The sequence below is a fragment of the Micromonospora sp. NPDC005305 genome (assembly GCF_040607315.1).
Taxonomy (GTDB): domain Bacteria; phylum Actinomycetota; class Actinomycetes; order Mycobacteriales; family Micromonosporaceae; genus Micromonospora.
In genome coordinates, this window is record NZ_JBEXGL010000016.1 from 74,146 (window position 1) to 93,053 (window position 18,908).

Genomic DNA, 18,908 nt, shown 5'->3' on the forward strand with positions numbered 1-18,908 from the left:
GTGCTGCCCGGCGCGGCCGAACCGGCCGTGCGATCCCGGGATGTCCGGTGGTCAGGCCCCGTCGCCTGGTGCGTCCTCGCCCACCTCGCCGGACGCCCGCGAGGCGGGCACCACAGGCCGGCCGGCCGGCGGCCGGCTCGGCGCCGGAACGTCCGGCCCGGCGGCATCGGCGGGCGGCTCCGACAACTCCAGCTCGGCGCGGCTGGCGCCACGCCACGACCTGGAGCCGTCGACGGCACCCTCCTCGGCCGCGCCCTCCCCCCGGGTGGCGGCGGACCACACGTCCTGCTCGGGTGCCGGCTGAGAATCATGCCCGCTGCGGGTCGCCTCGCGCCACACGTGGTCCCCCGCCCCGGTCGGAGCGGCCGCCCCGTCGGACCCGCCCGGCGTCGTGGGGCCACCCGGACCGGCCGGCTCGGGCGGGGTGAACGCCCGCAGCAGGCTGGCCACGCCGGCGGCCAGGTCGCCGGCACCCGTCGCGAGCCGCTCGGCGAATTCCGGACTCGGATCGCGCAACGCCGCGATACCCCGGCAGACCGGGCAGACACAGCACTCGGGCGAGCCGGTGGCGAACCGCGCACCTGCGCCGGACGCGGTGGACGACTCGCCACCCGGGGTGTGACCGAGGACACCGGAGAGGATCCCGCCCAGCGGGCCCCAGGGGCCGGAACCGGGCGTGGCGGCGGCCAGCTTCGCGCTGGCCAGCAGCATGGCGACGAGGCGCTCGGCCTCTTCCCGGGCCGAACCCGGATCAGTGGTGCCCATGGTTCGGCTCCTTCACCGTGACAACCGGGACGACGGTCGGGTCAGTGGGCCGCACCGAGTGCTTCTACCCGGCGCTTGAGCTGCTTCAACGCCGCATCCATGATCATCTTCTCGGCCTTGCGGCGAAACATGCCGAGCATCCCCACGGACAGCTCCACCTCGAGGGTGTAGGTCACCGTGGTCGTTCCGTCCGGGTTGTCGACGAGGTCGTACGACCCGCGCTGCGACTTCTGCATCTTCGAGGGCGCCACGAGGTGCCACTCGATCCGGGAGATGTCCTCGGCGTACTCGTAGGCCAGCACGTACTCGTCGGCCATCACGCCCGCGTCGATGGTGAACCGGACCTGGCTGGCGTAGCCGTCCTCGTACTCCTCGATCACCTCGGCCCGCCGCACCGCCTCGGCCCACTCCGGGTAGCGGGGGAAGTCACAGATGACCGCGGCCACCCGGTCCGGTGACGCGCCGACGAGGATCGACTGGGTGGAGGAGTCCGCCATGGGGGGAGGCTACCCGGCGGCCGGCCGGCCCGTGCCGCTCCACCCCCGCCCGTCGCGGCGCGCAACGGCGCGGTCCTGTCCCACCAGCCGGGCGGGCAACCTCCCTACCTCCTCCCCGGAGGCGGCCGGGTAGGTTTCGACAGAGCCGACCACGGCCGGGCCGGCCAGTGCGAGCACGAGGGAGTGCAGGTGCGCGAGTTCTCCGTTCCGCCGATCGTCACCGTCGGCGACGCGGCCAACCTGACCGACCCGGTCTGGGACAACGCCGAGGTCGCCCCCGACGCCGTGCAGTTCGTCCGGCGCACCGAGGGCACCGTCGGCGCCTGGGTCGACGTGACCTGCCGGCAGTTCCGCGACGAGGTCGTCGCGGTGGCCCGCGGCCTGGTCGCGGCCGGTGTGACCCCCGGTGACCGGGTCGGGCTCATGAGCCGCACCCGCTACGAGTGGACCCTGTTCGACTACGCGATCTGGGCCGCCGGCGCGGTCACCGTGCCGATCTACGAGACGTCCAGCGCCGAGCAGGCCGCCTGGATCCTCGCCGACTCCGGCGCGGTCGCCGTGGTGGTGGAGAGCACCGCGCACGCCACCCTGGTCGCCGGCGTCCGCGACCGACTGCCCGAACTGCGCGAGGTCTGGCAGATCGAGCTGGGCGCGGTGGACGAGCTGGTCGCCGCCGGCGCGGCGGTCGACCCGGCCGATGTCGAGGTACGCCGCTCGACGCTGAAGGCCGACGACGTCGCCACCATCATCTACACCAGCGGCACCACGGGCCGCCCCAAGGGCTGCGTGCTGACCCACCGCAACATCTACGCCGACATCGCCAACGCGGTCCCGGTGCTGCCGAACCTGTTCCGCCAGGGCGCCTCCACCCTGCTCTTCCTGCCGCTGGCGCACGCCTTCGCCCGGCTCATCCAGGTCGGTGTGGTGCAGGCCCGGGCCACCATGGCGCACTGCTCGGACACCAAGAACCTGGTCGGCGAGCTCCAGGAGTTCAAGCCGACCTTCGTGCTCTCCGTACCCCGGGTCTTCGAGAAGGTCTACAACGGCGCGCGGCAGAAGGCCGAGGCCGACGGCAAGGGCAAGATCTTCGACCGGGCCGAGAAGGTCGCCATCGCCTACAGCGAGGCGCTGGAGACCCCCGACGGGCCGGGGCTGGGGCTGCGCGCCCAGCAGGCGCTCTTCGACAAGCTGGTCTACCGCAAGCTGCGCGCCGCGATGGGCGGCCGCTGCCGGGACGCCATCTCCGGCGGCGCCCCGCTCGGCTCCCGGCTCGGGCACTTCTTCCGCGGCATCGGGGTGACGATCTGCGAGGGCTACGGCCTCACCGAGACGGCGCCGGCCGCCGCCGCGAACCTGCCCGGGCACACCCGGATCGGCTCGGTCGGCCGGCCGCTGCCCGGCGTCACCATCCGGATCGACGACGACGGCGAGGTCCTGATCGCCGGCGAGATCGTCTTCCAGGGCTACTGGCACAACGAGGCGGCCACCGCCGAGGCGCTGAGCGCCGACGGCTGGTTCCGCACCGGCGACCTGGGGCAGCTCGACGAGGACGGCTACCTCTGCATCACCGGCCGCAAGAAGGAGATCATCGTGACGGCCGGCGGCAAGAACGTCGCCCCGGCCGTCCTGGAGGACCAGGTGCGCGCGCACCCGCTGATCAGCCAGTGCCTCGTGGTCGGCGACCGGCAGCCGTTCATCGCGGCGCTGGTCACCATCGACGAGGAGGCGCTGCCGAAGTGGCTGGCCGCGCACGGCCTCCCGGAGGACACCAGCGTCGCGGAGCTGCGCGGGAACGAGGCGCTGCGGGCCGAGGTGCAGACCGCGATCGACCAGGCCAACCAGTCGGTCTCCAAGGCCGAGGCCATCAAGGTGTTCCGCATCCTGCCGCAGGACTTCACCGAGGCGACCGGCGAGCTGACCCCCTCGCTCAAGGTCAAGCGGCAGGTCGTCCACAAGACGTACGCGGCGGAGATCGCGGACATCTACCGAGGCTGACTACCATCCGTCACGTGCCCGCCTCCACACCCAGCCCACCGCAGACGCAGCCCCTCGCGGCCGCGGCGCGCGCGGTCCTGCTCGCGCTGGTCGCCGCCCTGACCCTGTTCGCCACCCGCGACGCCACCCAGCTGTGGTGGATCGCCCTGCTCGGCGTCGCCGGGCTGCCCGCCGTGCTGGCGCCGCAGCACCGCCTGCTCGCCCCGATCAGCCGCTTCGCCGAGGTGGTGGTCCTCGGCCTGGCCGCCAGCCAGGTCGCCGCCGACACCCACCTCACCGGGGTCACCGGCGGGCTGGGCGCCTCGGCCGTGCTGCCGTACCTCGCCGTGCCGGTCACCGTGACCGCGCTGCGCCGCCGGTTCCGCGAGGGTGCGGCGCTGCTCGTGGTGTCGGCGGCCACCCTGCTGGTCAGCGCGGCCTTCACCGAGGTCGGCGGCCAGCCGCAGCTCGGCCAGCTCGGCTACCTGACGGTCTGCGCGCAGTGGCTGATCCTGGCCGGCCTCGGCCTCTACACCGCCGGCATGCTGCAGCGGGTGATGCGGGTGCGCGGCGAGGGCAAACCCCAGCCGTACGCGGAGGCCACCCGGCTGCTCACCCAGCTGCGCACGGTCGCCCGCCAGCTCCCCGGCGCCACCCTGGACCCGGGCGGCATCTCCGAGCACCTGCTGGAGGAGCTGCGGGTGGTGGCGAAGACCGACCGGGGCGCGGTGCTGTCGGCCAGCGGCGGCGGAAGGCTCGTGGTGCTCGCCCAGATCGGCGCGGACCGGGTGGACTGGGAGACCACGCTCGACGCGGACTCGGCCATCGCCGACGCCTGGGCCAGCCAGCAGCCGACCACCTCGGCCCGCTCGCAGGCCCGCTCCCGGCAGTCCGGCGAGGTCTCGGCGCTCATCGTGCCGCTGGTCGCGGGCGTGCGCACGGTCGGCCTGGTGGTCATCGAGGCGGACGCCGCGCACGCGTACCCGCCGCCGGTGGTCTCCCGGGTGACCGCGCTGACCGGCCCGGCGGCGCTGCGCCTGGAGGCCGCGCTGCTGTTCGACGAGGTGCGCTCGCTGGCCACCAACGAGGAGCGGCAGCGGCTGGCCCGGGAGATCCACGACGGGGTCGCCCAGGAGCTGGTGATGGTCGGGTACGGCATCGACAACGCCCTCGCCACCGTGCACGACGACGCCGAGGAGACCGCCGACTCGCTGCGCACGCTGCGGCAGGAGGTCACCCGGGTGATCACCGAGCTGCGGCTCAGCCTGTTCGAGCTGCGCAGCGAGGTGGACCGGCACGGCGGCCTGGCCGCCGCCATCGCCGAGTACGCCCGCACCGTCGGCGCCTCGGGCGGCCTGCGGGTGCACCTGTCCCTGGACGAGTCCACCGCCCGCCTGCCCGCCGCCACGGAGGCCGAGTTGCTGCGCATCGCGCAGGAGGCGGTGACCAACGCGCGCAAGCACGCCGGGGCGGCGAATTTGTGGGTCACCTGCGAGGTGGACCCCCCGTACGCGCAAATTGAAGTGTCGGATGACGGTCACGGCATCGGTGACCAGCGCCCCGACGGGCACTACGGTCTTGCGATCATGGCCGAGAGGGCGGAACGTATCCGGGGCCGGTTGGAGATCAGGCCGCGGCAACCCAGCGGCACGACCGTGGCGGTGGTACTCGGCTCCTCGCCCCGGCGCGATAGGGTGCGCGGCAGCGCAGCAGCAGAAGGGGAGTAACCCGAGGATGACCACTAGCCCGACACCGGCCACCCGGACCAAGGTTCTCCTTGTCGACGATCACGATCTGATCCGTAAGGGTCTGCGGCACGCCTTCGAGCGGGACCGGCAGTTCGAGGTCGTAGGCGAGGCCGCCACGGCCGCGGAGGGCGTGCGCCAGGCCGGCGCGCTCCAGCCGGACGTCGTGATCATGGACCTGCGGCTGCCCGACGGCAGCGGCCTGGAGGCCACCCGCGCCCTACGCAAGTCCAGCGCGTCGATGGGCATCGTCGTGCTCACGATGTACGCCGGCGACGACCAGCTCTTCGGCGCCCTGGAGGCGGGGGCGAGCGCGTTCGTGCCGAAGACCGCCCCGGCGGACGAGGTGGTGGCCGCCGCGCGGCACGCCGCCTCCTCCCCCAGCGCGTTCACCGCGGCCGACCTGGCCGAGGCGATGAAGCGGCGGCTGGCCCCGTCCGGTCCGCAGCTCTCCCCGCGCGAGGGTCAGGTGCTGCGGCTGCTGGCCGACGGCATGAGCGTCGCCGGCATCGCCAAGCAGCTGTTCGTCAGCGAGTCGACCGCCAAGACGCACATCTCGAAGCTCTACGAGAAGCTCGGCGCCGCCAACCGCGCCCAGGCGCTGATGACCGCGCTGCGGCTGGGGCTGCTGGAGGCCCCGGACGCGCCGAAGTTCTGACGGCGTCCCGCCAGCTCGACGCCGGAGAGGCCCCCGTCCGCACGCCGGACGCGGGCCTCTCCGGCATTCCGGGCACCCCGCGACCGCGTACGGTGAGGGGCCGGACGCGGAGCGACGACGGTCTTTGCACCGGGACGGCGGGCGGGCAGAATACCCGGGTGATCCGCGCGGCGGTGACCCCCGCGCGTCGCCGACACAAAGGGGCAAGCGCATGCAGCGGCCGGACTGGGCACCCGAGACCATCGACATCGAGCGCCCCAGCGTGGCCCGCATGTACGACTACTACCTGGGCGGCTCGCACAACTTCGCGGCCGACCGGGCCGCCGCCCGCGCCATGGTCGAGGCGGTGCCGGAGGCCCCGCTGATGGCCCAGGCCAACCGGGCCTTCCTCCGCCGGGCCGTGCAGTTCCTGGCCGACGCCGGCGTACGCCAGTTCCTCGACATCGGCTCCGGCATCCCGACCGTGGGCAACGTGCACGAGATCGCCCAGCGGATCGACCCGGAGTCCCGGGTGGTCTACGTCGACGTCGATCCGGTCGCGGTGGCGCACAGCCAGGAGATCCTGGCCGGCAACGACCGGGCCGTGGTGGTCCAGGAGGACCTGCGCCGGCCGGAGGCGATCCTCCGCCATCCCGACGTCCTCCGGCTGCTGGACTTCTCCCAGCCGGTCGCCGTGATGATCGTGGCGGTGCTGCACTTCATCCCCGACGCCGACCGCCCGGAGGAGTTCCTGCGGACGCTGCGCGCATCGCTGGCCCCCGGCAGCTACCTGGTCATGTCGCAGGCCAGCGACGACGGCCGGGCCGGCACCGGCGAGCGGGCCGAGGCCGAGCGGGTCTACCGGCGCACCGACAACCAGCTCTTCATCCGCAGCCGCGCCGAGCTGACCGCGCTGTTCGCCGGCTTCGAGCTGGTCGACCCGGGCGTGGTCTGGGTGCCGCAGTGGCGGCCGGACGCCCCGGAGCACGCGGAGAACGCCGCGCAGGCGGTCTTCATGGGTGGCGTCGGGCGGCTCGGTGGGTGACGACGGGGCCACCGCCACCACCCGCTCCCGCTCCCGCCCCGGCGCCTTCGCCCGGGCCTGGGCCAAGGCGGTCTCCGGGACCAGCTACCTGCCGCTGACCCAGGACCAGTTGGAGGCGCTGCTCCAGCGGCTCACCGAGCGGCTGGCGCTGGCCCTGCGCGCCGACCCGTTCGACCTGCGGATCGGCCAGCAGGTCGGCGCCGAGCTGGTGCAGTCGCACATCGCCTCCGCGGAGGGGCTCGGCCGCACCATCGAGGTGATCCAGCTCCGCCTCGTACGGGATCTCGACCTGGCCGTCGACGACGTCGAGGACCGGATGGCCCGCCTGCTCGCCACCGTCGCCACCGGGTACGCCCGCGCCCTGCGCGACCGCACGCTGGACGAGCAGGAGGCCATCCGGCGGGCCGCCATGATGGCCCGGGCCCAGGCCGAACGCGCGCTGCGGGACAGCGAGGCCCGGTTCCGGCACCAGGCCACCCACGACCCGCTGACCAACCTGCCCAACCGCACGCTGTTCACCGAGCGGCTCACCGCCGCCATCACCGCGCCCGGGCGGGGCGCCGACCGGATCGGGGTGTGCTTCCTCGACCTGGACCGGTTCAAAGTGGTCAACGACTCCCTCGGCCACCAGGTCGGCGACGCGCTGCTGGTGTCGGTGGCCCGGCGGCTGCGCCGGGCGCTCGGCGAGCACCTGGTGGCCCGGCTGGGCGGCGACGAGTTCGTCATCCTGGTCGAGCGCACCGGCTGCACCGAGGACGTCGTGAAGGTGGCCGAGGCGGCCCTGGCCGCGGTGAGCGAGCCGGCGCTGGTCGACGGGCACGAGCTGACCGTGTCGGCCAGCATCGGCATCGTGGAGCGGCAGGTGGCCGGCACCTCGCCGCTGGAGCTGATGCGCGCCGCCGACAGCACCCTGCACTGGGCCAAGGCGGCCGGCGGGGCCCGCTGGTCGCTGTTCGACGCCGACCGCAACCGCCGGGACCTGGCCCGCTACGCCCTCTCCGCGGCGATCCCCGCCGCGCTGGACCGGGGCGAGTTCTACCTCGACTACCAGCCGCTGACCGGGCTGCGCGACGGCCGGGTGGTGGGCATGGAGGCGCTGGTCCGGTGGCGTCACCCGGAGCTGGGCGTCCTCCGGCCGGACAGCTTCATCCCGCTGGCCGAGGAGACCGGCCTGATCGTCCAGCTCGGCAGCTGGGTGCTCGCCGAGGCGTGCCGCGAGGCGCGCACCTGGGCGGCCGGGCCGGCCGGCGCGCCGTTCGTCAGCGTCAACCTCGCCGTCCGCCAGCTGCACCGGCCCGGCCTCGTTCAGGAGGTGCAGGGGGTGCTGGGGCACACCGGCCTGCCCGCCGAACGGCTGCAGCTGGAGATCACCGAGAGCACCATGATGAGCACCGTGGCGGAGCCGGTCCGCGCCCTGCGGGTGCTGGCCGACCTGGGCGTCCGGGTGGCCATCGACGACTTCGGCACCGGCTACTGCAACCTGGCGTACCTGCGGGACCTGCCGGTGAGCGAGCTGAAGGTGGCCGGCGAGTTCGTGGCCGGGCTGCGCGCACCGGCCGGCGACCCGCGCAGCCGCACCGACGAGCGCATCCTCGCCTCGCTGGTCTCCCTGGCGCACGCCCTCGGCCTGACCGTCACGGCCGAGGGGGTGGAGACGGCCGACCAGGCCGACCGGCTGCGCGCGATCGGCTGCGACGCCGGGCAGGGCTGGCACTTCGGCCGCCCGGGGCCGGCCGGGCCGCACCTGGACCGCTCCCCCGCCCTGACCGACACCGCCTCCTGAGCCGGGTCAGGCCGGGGTCCGCGGCCGCCGGCCGTCCTCCCCGTGCAGGTAGGCCAGCACGGCCAGCACCCGCCGGTTGTCGTCGCCGGACGGCGGCATCCGCAGCTTGCTGAAGATGTTGTTGATGTGCTTGTTGACCGCCTTCTCGGTGACGAAGAGCCGGGCCGCCACCGCCGCGTTGGACCGGCCCTCGGCCATCAGGCCGAGCACCTCCCGCTCCCGGGCGGTCAGCTCGTCCAGCGGCCCCGCCCCGGACCGGCTGGCCAGCAGCTGGGCCACCACCTCCGGGTCCATGACGGTGCCGCCGGCCGCCACCCGGCGCACCGCGTCGACGAACTGGTCCACGTGGGACACCCGGTCCTTGAGCAGGTAGCCCACCCCACCGAGCCGGTCGGAGAGCAACTCCCGGGCGTAGAGCTGCTCGACGTGCTGGGACAGCACGAGGACCGACAGGCCGGGGATCTCGGCGCGGGCCCGGAGGGCCGCCTGCAACCCCTCGTCGGTGAAGGTGGGCGGCAGGCGGACGTCGAGCACGGCGACGTCCGGGCGGTGCGCGATCAGCGCGGGCAGCACCGACGGTCCGTTGTCGACGGCCGCGACCACCTGGCAGCCGAACGCCTCCAGGATGCGGATCAGCCCGTCCCGGAGGAGGGCGAGATCCTCGGCGATGACAACTCGCACGGCAGCTCCATGCTGATGACGGTGGGCCCACCGGCCGGACTGGTCACCACCATCGTCCCATCGAACGCGGCCAGCCGGCGCCCCATCCCCGCCAGCCCGCTGCCCGCCGCCGGGTCGGCCCCGCCCCGCCCGTCGTCACCGACCACGACGGTCAGCCGCCCGCCGGCGTGGCCGAGCTCGACCCAGGCCCGGGACGCCCCGCTGTGCTTGCTGACGTTCGCCAGCCCCTCGGCCACCGCGAAGTACGCGGCGGACTCCACGGGGGCGGCCGGGCGGCCCGGCAGGTCGACGGTCACCGCCACCGGCAGCGGCACGGCCAGCGCCAGCGCGCGTACCGCGCCCGCCAGGCCGCGCTCGGCGAGCACCGGCGGGTGGATGCCGCGCACCAGCCCGCGCAGCTCGGCCAGGGCCTGCCCGCTGGTCTCCCGCGCCTCGGCGAGCAGCCGCCGCATCGCCTCCGGGTCGTCGCCCACGAGCTGCTCGGCCAGGCCGATGCTCATGCTCAGCGCGACGATCCGGGCCTGCGCCCCGTCGTGCAGGTCCCGCTCGATGCGCCGCAGCTCGGCGGCCTGCGCGTCCACCGTGTCGGCCCGGGTGACGGTGAGCTGGCGGACCCGCAGCGCCAGCTCGGCGGTGCGGGTCGGCGGCAGGAAGAACCGGGCGAAGGCCAGGTGCAGCCAGACCAGCCAGCGCCCGACGGCCAGCCCACCGACCAGGAACAGCGCCCCCAGCGGGATGCAGAGCAGCGCCTCGCCGAGGTTGTCGATCGGCCAGAACGGGCCGTAGCCGAAGCCGACGGTCAGGTGCAGCACCAGCGGGAGCCCGAGCAGCCCCTCCAGGCCGTACAGCGGCAGGGCGAAGGCGGCCAGGCACACCGCGCCGGTGACCGCGCCCGGCAGCAGCCAGGACAGGTCGCGCCAGGTGGCCGGGTCGCTCACCACCCAGCGGAACCGCCGCCAGGTGCCGAACTGCGCCCCCGCCGGAGCCGGCAGGTAGGGACTGGCCATCTCGACCCCGCCCCAGCGGGCCAGCCGGCGGTGCAGGCCGGCGCAGAGCCGGACCAGCGCGATGGCCACCGGGAACAGCGCGAACCCCACGCCGAACACCGGGATCAGCAGCAGCGACACCAGCGACAGCACGAAGAGCGCGACGTGCGTGCTCAACGACAGCAGGGCGATCAGCAGCCCCTGCGCGGCGGTGACCGCGCCGGGCCGGATCCAGGTGCGGAGCAGTCCGCGTACGCCGTCCACGGGCCTCATTCTGCGGCACCGGCCGCCACCGATCGGTGGTGCTGGCACCACCCCGGCCGGCGCGCTGACACCCCTGACCCGCGCGCGGCTGGACCGAAGGATCGAAAGGAGGGGTCACCGGCCCCGCAACCGTGACGACGAAAGGGAACCTCGGATGTCCCCACAACGCCTGGCCGGCCTGCCCGCCGGCCGCCGCGGCAAGTACGCGGTCCTCTTCCTCTGGCTGGCGCTGCTCGTGGCGGCCGGCCCCCTCGCGCTGAAGCTCGGCGAGGTGCAGGACAACTCGACGCTCGGCGCGCTGCCGGCCGGCGCCGAGAGCAGCCGGGCGGTGCAGCGGGCCGAGGCGGCCTTCCCCGAGTCGCGGCACCCCCTGGCCATCGCCGTCTACGTCCGCGACAGCGGCCTCACCCCGGCCGACCGGGCCCGGGTCGAGGCCGACCGGGCCGACTTCGCCCGGTACGCCGACGGCGGCGCGGTGTCCCCGCCGGTGGCCGCCGCCGACGGCCGGGCGCTGCTGCTGTCGGTGCCGGTCAGCCTCGACGAGGAGCGCCGCGCCGAGGCGGTCGGCGCGCTCAAGGACCGGCTGGCCGACCGCGCGCCACCCGGCCTGCGGACCGCGCTCACCGGGGACGCGGCCGCCGAGCACGACGTCTTCGACGCGTTCTCCGGGATGGACGGCGCGCTGCTGCTGGCCACCGCGCTCACCGTCGCCCTGCTCCTGCTGATCACCTACCGCAGCCCGGTGCTGTGGCTGATCCCGCTGGTCGGGGTGGCCGTCGCCAACCAGCTCGCCGGGGCGGTGGTCTACCTGTTGGCCCGGCACGCCGGGCTGGCCGTCGACTTCCAGAGTCAGACCATCCTCACCGTGCTCGTCTTCGGCGTCGGGGTGGACTACGCCCTGCTGCTCATCGCCCGCTACCGCGAGGAACTGCGGCGGCACGCCGACCGGCACGCCGCCATGGCGGCCGCGCTGCGCCGCTCGGCCGGCGCGGTCTGCGCCTCCGCCGCGACCGTCGCGATCGGACTGCTCTGCCCGCTCGCGGCCGACCTGCCGGCCACCCGCGGCCTGGGCCCGGTCGGCGCGGTCGGCATCGCCGCGGCGCTGCTGGCCATGACCACCCTGCTGCCCGCGGTGCTGGTGCTGTGCGGCCGGTGGCTGTTCTGGCCGTTCGTGCCCCGGCACACCCCCGGCGCCGACACCCGCGACCACGCCGCCGACCACGGGGTGTGGCGCCGGATCTCCGGTCTGGTCGCCGGCCGGCCCCGGGCGGTGTGGCTCGGCACTGCCGCCGCGCTGGCCGCGCTGACCCTGGGCATCGGCAACCTCGGCCTGGGCCTGCCCGACGACGAGTCGTTCACCACCGAGGTCGGCTCGGTCGCCGGGCAGCGGCTGATCGCGGCCCACTACCCGGGCGGCGCGGCCGCGCCCGCCGAGATCCTGGCCGCCGCCGGAACGGCGGACCGGGTGGTGGATGCCGCCCGCGCCGTGCCGGGTGTCGCCGAGGTGGGCGCGCCGGAGCGCTCGGCGGACGGCCGGTGGGTTCGGGTGCCGGCCGTGCTCGGCGCCGCACCGGACAGCGACGCCGCCCGGGACGCGGTGACCCGGCTGCGGGCCGCGGTGCACGCGGTGCCCGACGCGCAGGCCCTCGTGGGCGGGCGGACCGCCACCGTGCTGGACGAGGAGCGCACGGTGAACCGCGACAACCGGGTGGTCATCCCGCTGGTGCTCGCGGTTGTCCTGGTCATCCTGGTGCTGCTGCTCCGGTCGCTGGTCGCGCCGCTGCTGCTGATGATCAGCGTGGTCCTCTCGTACGCGGCCGCCATGGGGGCCGCCGGGCTGCTGCTCGACGCCCTGGGCCATCCCCGGCTCTTCGTCGGGGTCCCGCTGCAGGCGTTCCTGTTCCTGGTCGCGCTCGGAGTGGATTACACGATCTTCCTGATGACCCGGGCCCGGGAGGAGGTCGCCCGGATCGGGCACCGGCCCGGCGTGCTGCGCGCGCTGACCGTCACCGGCGGGGTGATCACCAGCGCGGGCGTGGTGCTGGCCGCCACCTTCGGCGCGCTGCTGGTGCTCCCGCTCGTGCCGTCGGTGCAGATGGGCGTCATCGTGGCGGTCGGCATCCTGCTCGACACCCTGCTGGTGCGCAGCCTGCTCATCCCGGCGCTGACCCTGGACCTCGGCGTGCGCACCTGGTGGCCGGGACGGTTGGCCCGCCGGTCGCCGCGGCCGGTCCCGCCCGAGCCGGCCCTGGTCCGCACCTGACCGGTTCACGTTCGCGACCCCGGCCCGGCTCCCGGGCCGGGGTCAGCCGGCGAGCAGCGCGGCCATCCGCTCGGCCTGGGTCTCCCAGCGCCACTCCCGCTCCACCCAGGACCGGCCGGCCGCGCCGAGCTGGCGGGCCAGGTCCCGGTCGGCGAGCAGGGTCGCCACCCGGTCGGCGAGCTGCGGCACGTCCCGGCCGCGGACCACGTAGCCGGTCTCACCCTCGCGGACCGCGTCCGGCGCGCCACCGGAGTCGCCGGCCACCACCGGCAGCCCCGTCGCGCTGGCCTCCAGGTAGACGATCCCCAGGCCCTCGACGTCCAGGCCCCGGTTGCGGGTCCGGCAGGGCATCGCGTAGACGTCGCCGGCCGCGTAGTGGGCGGGCAGCTCGGCCGACGGCACCGAGCCGGTGAACACCACGTCGCGTTCCACCCCGGTCTGCCGGGCGAGCTTCTCCAGCGGGGCCCGGTAGGGGCCACCGCCGACGACCAGCAACGCGGCGTCCGGCACCCGGCGGCGGATCTCCGGCATGGCCCGGATGAGCATGTCCTGACCCTTGCGCGGGACCAGGCGCGAGACGCACACCACCACCGGCCGGTCGGCCAGCCCCAGCCGCAGCCGCACCCGCTCACCGTCGACGTCCGGGTGGTAGGTGTCCACGTCGACGCCCGGGGCGAGCCGGCGCAGCTCGGTCACCCCGTCGAGCACGCGGGCCAGCCGGACCCGGGTGTATTCGCCGAGGTAGGTGGTGACGTCCACGCCCCGGCCGATCCGGCGCAGCGCCGTCCGGGCGCCGGGCAGCGAGGCCCAGCCGGCCTCGTGCCCGTGGGTGAGCGCCACCGCCCGGCGGATCCCGGCCCGCCGGCGCAGCCCGGCCGCGAGCAGCCCCAGCGGGGCCGCCGCGCCGAACCACACCGTGTCGCAGTCGTACGCCCGGGCCAGCCGCGCCGCCCGGCGGGCCACCAGCGGGGTGGGCAGCAGCACCTTGGTCCGCTCCCGGACCACCTCGAACGGCTGGTCGGCGTCGAACTTGGCCGCGCCCCGCCAGCTCGACGCGTAGACCACCACGGAGCCCGGGGGCTGGCGCACCGCCAGGTGGTGCACGAACGACTGGATGCCGCCGGGGCGGGGCGGGAAGTCGTTGGTGATCAGCAAGGTGCGGCTCATCTGCCGGCCTCCCTGGCGTAGGCGCGGGCGGCGGCCATCCGCTCCACGGTGGACGGGTGGGACGCCGACCAGAGGTATTCCCAGCGGGGCGGGTCGGGGTCCGCCAGGTTCACCCCGGCCAGGCGGCGCTGCATCGCCTCGAAGGTGCCCGGGTCGCCGGTGAGCGCCAGCGCGTGCGCGTCGGCCCGCGCCTCCACCCGCCGGGACACCAGCGCCTGCGCCGGCGTGGCCACCAGGCCGGCCACGGTGACCAGCGCGAGCAGCAACGGGAACGCCCGTGGTTGGGCGATCGAGTCGACGCCGGCCAGCCGCAGCAGCGGCGCCCAGGACCCGATCAGGTAGAGGGCGACCACCGCGGCGGCGGCGCCCAGCGCGCCGATCAGGGTGCCGGTCCAGACGTCCCGGTCCTTGGCGTGCCCCAACTCGTGGGCGACCACGCTGGTCACCTCGGCCGGGGCCGCCTCGCGCAGCAGGGTGTCGTAGACGACCACCCGCCGGGTCGGCCCAAGCCCCGAGACGTACGCGTTGACCGCCCGGGTCCGCCGCGAGGCGTCGGCCACCAGCACGTCGCGCACGGGCACCCCGTCCCGGGCCGCCAGGCTGGTCAGCTCGGTGCGCAGCGGGCCGGGCTCCATGGGGGTGAACCGGTTGAACACCGGCTCGACCAGCACGGGCAGCACGAACGACAGCAGCACCACGAGCGCGGCGGCCCCGGCCGCGCCGAACGCCCACCACCAGCGCGGGGAGAGCCGGACCACCGTGTAGAAGCCGAGCAGGACGAGCGCGCCGATGACCGCGCTGACCGCGTACGACTTGAGCAGGTCGACGGCCCAGCCGCCCCAGCCCTGGGTGCTCAGCCCGTAGCGGGTCAGCACGGTCTGCCGCCAGGCGGCGAAGGGCAGGGTGAGCAGGTCGGCGAGGAACATCACGACCAGCCCGCCGAGCACCGCCTGGGCGGCCCAGTGCCCGCCGAAGGGCCGGCCGGCCAGCTCGACCAGACGGCCGCCGAGCGGGGTGAGCCCGAGCAGCAGGGCCACCACGAGGCCGACGGCGAGCGCCGACCAGCCGGCCGGGCGCAACGCGCCGTGGAAGGCGCGGCCCCGGGCCACCTGGTCGACGGGGAGCGCGCGCAGCGCCGCGAGCTGGTCGGCGCGGGGCGCCGGCGGCCGGTGCCACGGGATCAGCAGCGCCCCGGCGACGAGCAGCGCGACGGCCAGCCCGGCCAGGGTCAGCACCGCCCAGCCGCGCGGGGTCACCGCCCCACCCCGTCGCGCCCCACCCGGTTCATGCCCCGCCCCCTCCCGCCGTGAGCGCTCATCCTAAGGCCCGGGGGCGGCGCGGTGGCCGTGGTGGGCCGGGCGGGATCAGGCCACCCGGCGGCCGGACCGACGCCGGGGAGCGGGCGGGGCGGGCAGCACCTGCACCTCGAAGCCGGCCCGGGCGAACACCTCGATCGCCCGGTGCTCGGCGGGGCCCAGGTCGGCCGCCGCGGCACCGGTGTCGAGCAGCGCGGTCACCAGGCAGCCGGAGCACCCGGCGCCCCGGATCCCGCAGGTGTCGCAGTCGATGAGCATCAACGCCTCCTGACGCGTCGCCGGTGGCGGACAGGAGATGAGCCCACCACCGTCGGTCACCACGAGGCTAGGCCGAGGGTGTGACAGAACCGGACAACGAGGCAGCACCCACCCCGAAACCGATCATCGGCGTCAGGACCGGGCGAGCCGCCGCAGCAGCGAGTCGGCGCCGAGCGGGTAGGCGCCGTGCCGGCGTACCCCGTCGGCGACCTCGCGGTCGGAGGAGATCACCACCACCGGCCGCCCGGCCGGCTCGGCGCGGACCAGCCGGCGGATCAGCTCGTCCGCCGTCTCCCCCTTGTGGGAGAAGAGCACCCGCACCCCGCGCGGCGCGGGCGGCAGCCCGTGGATCCGTTCGGCGCCGTCGAAGACCACGGTCACCTCGTCCCCGGTCTGCGCGGCGATCCCGCCCAGCCCGGTGATCAGCCGCTTGCGCTGCTGCTCCAGCGACATCTCGCCGAAGCCGCGCTTGGTGACGTTGTAGCCGTCCACCACGAGGTGCGCCCTGGGCAGGGCGAGCAGCTGGTCGAGACGGGCCGGGTCGTCGGTGTCCCGGGCCCGGGTGGCGGCCCCGGCCGGGGTGGCCCCGGGCTGGTCGGCGAACGCGTCGGCGACGAAGTCGGCGGGCAGCTTGTCCACCGGATCCAGGGCCAGCTCGCGGCGGAGCCCGACGGCGGCCTGCCCGATCGTCTCCAGCAGCAGCCACAGCCTGGCCTCGTCGACCGAGCGGGCCTCCTTGGCGCTGACCCGGGCCACCCCGGCCGCGGCCTCCGCCTCGGCCAGCCGGGCCCGGGCCCGGCGCAGCTCGGCGTCCGCGTCGGCGGCCGCGCGGGCGGCCCGGCCGCGCTCGGTGGCCAGCATCTCGGTGGCCTTGCGCTCCCGGACCTGGGTCTCCCGGAGGGTACGGGTGAGCTGCCGGGCCTCCTCGCGGAGCTGGCCCAGCTCCTCGCGGACCCGGGCGAGCTCGTCGCGGAGCTTCTCCGCCTCGACCCGGGCCACCGCCCGGTCGTGCTCGGCGCGGGTGGCGCGCTGCTCGGCCTCGCGGACCAGCTCGGCGACCACGGCGCTGTCCGCCTCGGCGCGCACGGCGGCGCCGCTGGCCTCGATCAGCTCCCGCCAGCCCCGGGGCCGGGCCAGGTAGGCCAGGGCGGCCACCTCGACCGGGTCGGCCGCCGCCGGGGCGGTGCCCTCCACCACGGCCGCGCCCAGGTCGCCGGCGTCGGCGAGCACCCGGGCGGTGACCCGCTGCCGGAACAGCGGGTCGGCGGTGAGCTGGGCGGCGATGGCCGGGGCGCCGAGCCGGGCGCGCCGGTTGGGGGCGAACTTGGCCACCCGGCGCAGCGGCACCGGCACCTCGTCGGAGGCCAGGCCGGGCAGCACCGCGGCGGTGAGCGCCACGATCCGCTGCCGGACCGGCTCGGGGAGGGTGGGCTCCGGCTCGGGCGGTGTGGCGGGGGTCTCACCGGCGTCCTGCGCGCCGACCACCGGCTCCTCCGCGGAGGAGTGGTCGTCGTGCGGCTCGGTGAGGGGCATGTGGCAAGTCTCCCACCCCGAACGGGCTCACCGCCGGGTGAGTGAGCCGATCTCTCATCCTACCGCCGTGGTAACTCCTGAGGCTCCCGCGACGGGAGTGTCGGACCCCGCCGCTAGCGTGCCGCGGGTGACGCGAGCGGACTACGTCCAGGAGGCCCTGGCCGGCCTGGACCGGGTGGCGGGCACGGGGGTCGACCCCGCGCTGCCGCTCTACGCGACCACCTTCGTGGTGGTCGACCTGGAGACGACCGGCGGCGCGCCGGACGGCGGCGGGATCACCGAGATCGGCGCCGTGAAGGTGCGTGGCGGCGAGGAGCTGGCCGTGCTGGCCACCCTGGTCAACCCGGGGGTGCCGATCCCGCCGTTCATCACCGTGCTGACCGGTATCACCCAGGCCATGCTGCTGCCCGCGCCGCCCATCGAGCAGGTGCTGCCGAGCTTCCTGGAGTTCGTCTCCGACGCCGTCCTGGTCGCCCACAACGCCCCCTACGACGTGGGCTTCCTCAAGGCGGCCTGCGCGAAGCACGGCTACCGCTGGCCCAACCCCCGGGTGCTGGACACCGCCGCGCTGGCCCGCCGGGTGCTCACCCGCGACGAGGTGCCCAACCGCAAGCTGGGCACCCTGGCGGCCTACTTCCGCACCGCCACCCAGCCCACCCACCGGGCGCTGGACGACGCCAAGGCCACCGTCGACGTGCTGCACGGGCTGATCGACCGGCTCGGCGGGCACCGGGTGGACACCATCGGCGAGGCCATCGAGTTCGCGCGGGCGGTCACCCCGACGCAGCGCCGGAAGCGGCACCTCGCCGAGGGGCTGCCGAAGGTGCCCGGCATCTACATCTTCCGGGCCGCCGACGACCGGCCGCTCTACGTCGGCACCTCCGGCGACATCGCCACCCGGGTGCGCAGCTACTTCACGGCCGCCGAGAAGCGGGCCCGGATCTCGGAGATGCTGGCCGCCGCCGAACGGGTCGAGGCGGTCGAGTGCGCCCACTCGCTGGAGGCCGAGGTGCGCGAGCTGCGGCTGATCGCCGCGCACGCGCCGCCGTACAACCGGCGGTCGAAGTACCCGGAGCGCCAGGTCTGGCTGAAACTGACCGACGAGGCGTACCCCCGGTTGTCGATCGTGCGCGCCCTCGCCCCCACCGACTCGGCCTACCTCGGCCCGTTCCGCTCCAAGCAGGCCGCCGAGCTGGCCGCCGCCGGGTTCCACGACGCGGTGCCGCTGCGCCAGTGCACCCACCGGCTGTCCCGGCGCACCACCATGCCGGCCTGCGCGCTGGCCGAGCTGGGTCGCTGCCCGGCGCCCTGCGAGCACCGGATCACCCCCGAGGAGTACGACCACCGCGCCGCCGTCCCGTTCCGCGCCGCCACCCGGGACGACCCGCAGGTGGTGGTGGACGCCCTGCTGGCCCGGATCGAGGTGCTCTCCGCCGCCCAGCGCTACGAGGAGGCCGCGGTGGTGCGCAGCCGGCTCGCCGCGGTGCTGCGCGCGGCGGTCCGGATGCAGCGCCTGGCCGCGCTGACCGGCATCGCCGAGCTGGCCGCCGCCCGGCCGGCCGCCCGGGGCGGCTGGGAGCTCGCCCTGGTGCGTCACGGCCGGCTCGCCGGCGCCGGGGTGTCCCCGCCGGGTGTCCACCCGCGACCGACCATCGCCGCGATCCGGGCCACCGCCGAGACGGTCCTGCCCGGCCACGGCCCGGTGCCGGCGGCCACCGCGGAGGAGACCGAGCGCATCCTGTCCTGGTTGGAGCGACCGGAGACCCGGCTGGTCGAGACGTCGGCCGGTTGGGCCTCGCCGGTCGCCGGCGCGGGCCGGTTCCGCGACCTGCTGACCAAGGCGGAGAACCGCACATCCCACCAACTCTCGACCGAACGCTCATGACCAAGTGTCCGATCGGACTACGTCAACTCCCTTAGGCTGTTGGAGAAGTGCAGTCCTGCCCGATTCGCGGGCCTGCTCCCGGTCGCCGGCCCCGGCGCACCCGGGGGCC

Annotated in this window: 15 protein-coding genes; 7 read left to right on the plus strand and 8 right to left on the minus strand. The window is 75.4% G+C overall.

Going from position 1 to position 18,908, the window contains the following annotated elements:
• Window positions 1-51: 51 nt before the first annotated feature.
• Entirely contained in the window at window positions 52-765 is a 714-nt protein-coding gene (locus tag ABZS80_RS24060; protein ID WP_355059157.1) for a hypothetical protein, read from the minus strand.
• 41 nt (window positions 766-806) lie between these two features.
• Window positions 807-1,262, minus strand: coding sequence for an SRPBCC family protein (locus ABZS80_RS24065; RefSeq protein ID WP_355059159.1), 456 nt, complete (start codon window positions 1,260-1,262; stop codon window positions 807-809).
• Between the two features lie 189 nt (window positions 1,263-1,451).
• Here ABZS80_RS24065 and ABZS80_RS24070 point away from each other — a divergent pair, with 189 nt between their 5' ends.
• The 5 genes from ABZS80_RS24070 to ABZS80_RS24090 all read left to right on the plus strand — a co-directional run bounded on the left by ABZS80_RS24070 (window position 1,452) and on the right by ABZS80_RS24090 (window position 8,446).
• Window positions 1,452-3,257 carry an AMP-dependent synthetase/ligase gene (locus tag ABZS80_RS24070; protein ID WP_355059161.1) on the plus strand — a complete coding sequence of 602 codons (1,806 nt, stop codon included), beginning with the start codon at window positions 1,452-1,454 and terminating at the stop codon, window positions 3,255-3,257.
• 14 nt (window positions 3,258-3,271) lie between these two features.
• Complete coding sequence (locus ABZS80_RS24075) at window positions 3,272-4,963, plus strand: GAF domain-containing sensor histidine kinase (protein WP_355059163.1); 1,692 nt, start codon at window positions 3,272-3,274, stop codon at window positions 4,961-4,963.
• A gap of 7 nt (window positions 4,964-4,970) precedes the next feature.
• Window positions 4,971-5,639, plus strand: a complete 669-nt coding sequence (locus ABZS80_RS24080) for a response regulator transcription factor (protein ID WP_007072219.1) — start codon at window positions 4,971-4,973, stop codon at window positions 5,637-5,639.
• 211 nt (window positions 5,640-5,850) lie between these two features.
• Window positions 5,851-6,663, plus strand: a complete 813-nt coding sequence (locus ABZS80_RS24085) for an SAM-dependent methyltransferase (RefSeq protein WP_355059165.1) — start codon at window positions 5,851-5,853, stop codon at window positions 6,661-6,663.
• Window positions 6,656-8,446 (plus strand): bifunctional diguanylate cyclase/phosphodiesterase, encoded by a 1,791-nt coding sequence (locus ABZS80_RS24090; RefSeq protein WP_355059167.1) that lies wholly within the window; start codon window positions 6,656-6,658, stop codon window positions 8,444-8,446. Before ABZS80_RS24085 ends, ABZS80_RS24090 begins: the two co-directional genes overlap by 8 nt.
• Window positions 8,447-8,452: 6 nt before the next feature.
• Here the strand turns inward: ABZS80_RS24090 and ABZS80_RS24095 are convergent, their stop codons facing one another.
• Window positions 8,453-9,127, minus strand: coding sequence for a response regulator transcription factor (locus ABZS80_RS24095; protein ID WP_355059169.1), 675 nt, complete (start codon window positions 9,125-9,127; stop codon window positions 8,453-8,455).
• The gene (locus tag ABZS80_RS24100) at window positions 9,079-10,377 is read right to left on the minus strand and encodes a sensor domain-containing protein (RefSeq protein WP_355059171.1); all 1,299 of its coding nucleotides are present in this window, start codon (window positions 10,375-10,377) and stop codon (window positions 9,079-9,081) included. The genes ABZS80_RS24095 and ABZS80_RS24100 overlap by 49 nt, the downstream gene beginning before the upstream one ends.
• Before the next feature lie 154 nt (window positions 10,378-10,531).
• On the opposite strand from ABZS80_RS24100, the gene ABZS80_RS24105 reads away from it, so the two are divergent.
• On the plus strand, window positions 10,532-12,640 hold the full coding sequence (locus ABZS80_RS24105; protein WP_355059173.1) for an MMPL family transporter: 2,109 nt from the start codon (window positions 10,532-10,534) through the stop codon (window positions 12,638-12,640).
• A gap of 42 nt (window positions 12,641-12,682) precedes the next feature.
• Here the strand turns inward: ABZS80_RS24105 and ABZS80_RS24110 are convergent, their stop codons facing one another.
• The 4 genes from ABZS80_RS24110 to ABZS80_RS24125 form a co-directional block, all read right to left on the minus strand.
• A complete protein-coding gene (locus tag ABZS80_RS24110) occupies window positions 12,683-13,807 on the minus strand; it encodes a glycosyltransferase family 4 protein (RefSeq protein ID WP_355059175.1) in 1,125 nt (374 codons plus the stop codon).
• Window positions 13,804-15,063 (minus strand): M48 family metallopeptidase, encoded by a 1,260-nt coding sequence (locus ABZS80_RS24115; protein ID WP_355059177.1) that lies wholly within the window; start codon window positions 15,061-15,063, stop codon window positions 13,804-13,806. The genes ABZS80_RS24110 and ABZS80_RS24115 overlap by 4 nt, the downstream gene beginning before the upstream one ends.
• Before the next feature lie 108 nt (window positions 15,064-15,171).
• Window positions 15,172-15,381, minus strand: coding sequence for a hypothetical protein (locus tag ABZS80_RS24120; RefSeq protein WP_262282588.1), 210 nt, complete (start codon window positions 15,379-15,381; stop codon window positions 15,172-15,174).
• Window positions 15,382-15,513: 132 nt separating this feature from the next.
• A complete protein-coding gene (locus ABZS80_RS24125; protein WP_355059179.1) occupies window positions 15,514-16,914 on the minus strand; it encodes an NYN domain-containing protein in 1,401 nt (466 codons plus the stop codon).
• A gap of 127 nt (window positions 16,915-17,041) precedes the next feature.
• Between ABZS80_RS24125 and ABZS80_RS24130 the strand changes: the two genes are divergently transcribed.
• Window positions 17,042-18,799, plus strand: coding sequence for a DEDD exonuclease domain-containing protein (locus ABZS80_RS24130; protein WP_355059181.1), 1,758 nt, complete (start codon window positions 17,042-17,044; stop codon window positions 18,797-18,799).
• The last annotated feature ends 109 nt before the right edge of the window (window positions 18,800-18,908 follow it).

Coding starts and splice junctions, on each gene's coding strand:
- ABZS80_RS24060 (WP_355059157.1), bottom strand. CDS start 765: ATGGGCACCACTGATCCGGGTTCGGCCCGGGAAGAGGCCGAGCGCCTC.
- ABZS80_RS24065 (WP_355059159.1), bottom strand. CDS start 1,262: ATGGCGGACTCCTCCACCCAGTCGATCCTCGTCGGCGCGTCACCGGAC.
- ABZS80_RS24080 (WP_007072219.1), top strand. CDS start 4,971: ATGACCACTAGCCCGACACCGGCCACCCGGACCAAGGTTCTCCTTGTC.
- ABZS80_RS24085 (WP_355059165.1), top strand. CDS start 5,851: ATGCAGCGGCCGGACTGGGCACCCGAGACCATCGACATCGAGCGCCCC.
- ABZS80_RS24105 (WP_355059173.1), top strand. CDS start 10,532: ATGTCCCCACAACGCCTGGCCGGCCTGCCCGCCGGCCGCCGCGGCAAG.
- ABZS80_RS24110 (WP_355059175.1), bottom strand. CDS start 13,807: ATGAGCCGCACCTTGCTGATCACCAACGACTTCCCGCCCCGCCCCGGC.
- ABZS80_RS24120 (WP_262282588.1), bottom strand. CDS start 15,381: ATGCTCATCGACTGCGACACCTGCGGGATCCGGGGCGCCGGGTGCTCC.
- ABZS80_RS24125 (WP_355059179.1), bottom strand. CDS start 16,914: ATGCCCCTCACCGAGCCGCACGACGACCACTCCTCCGCGGAGGAGCCG.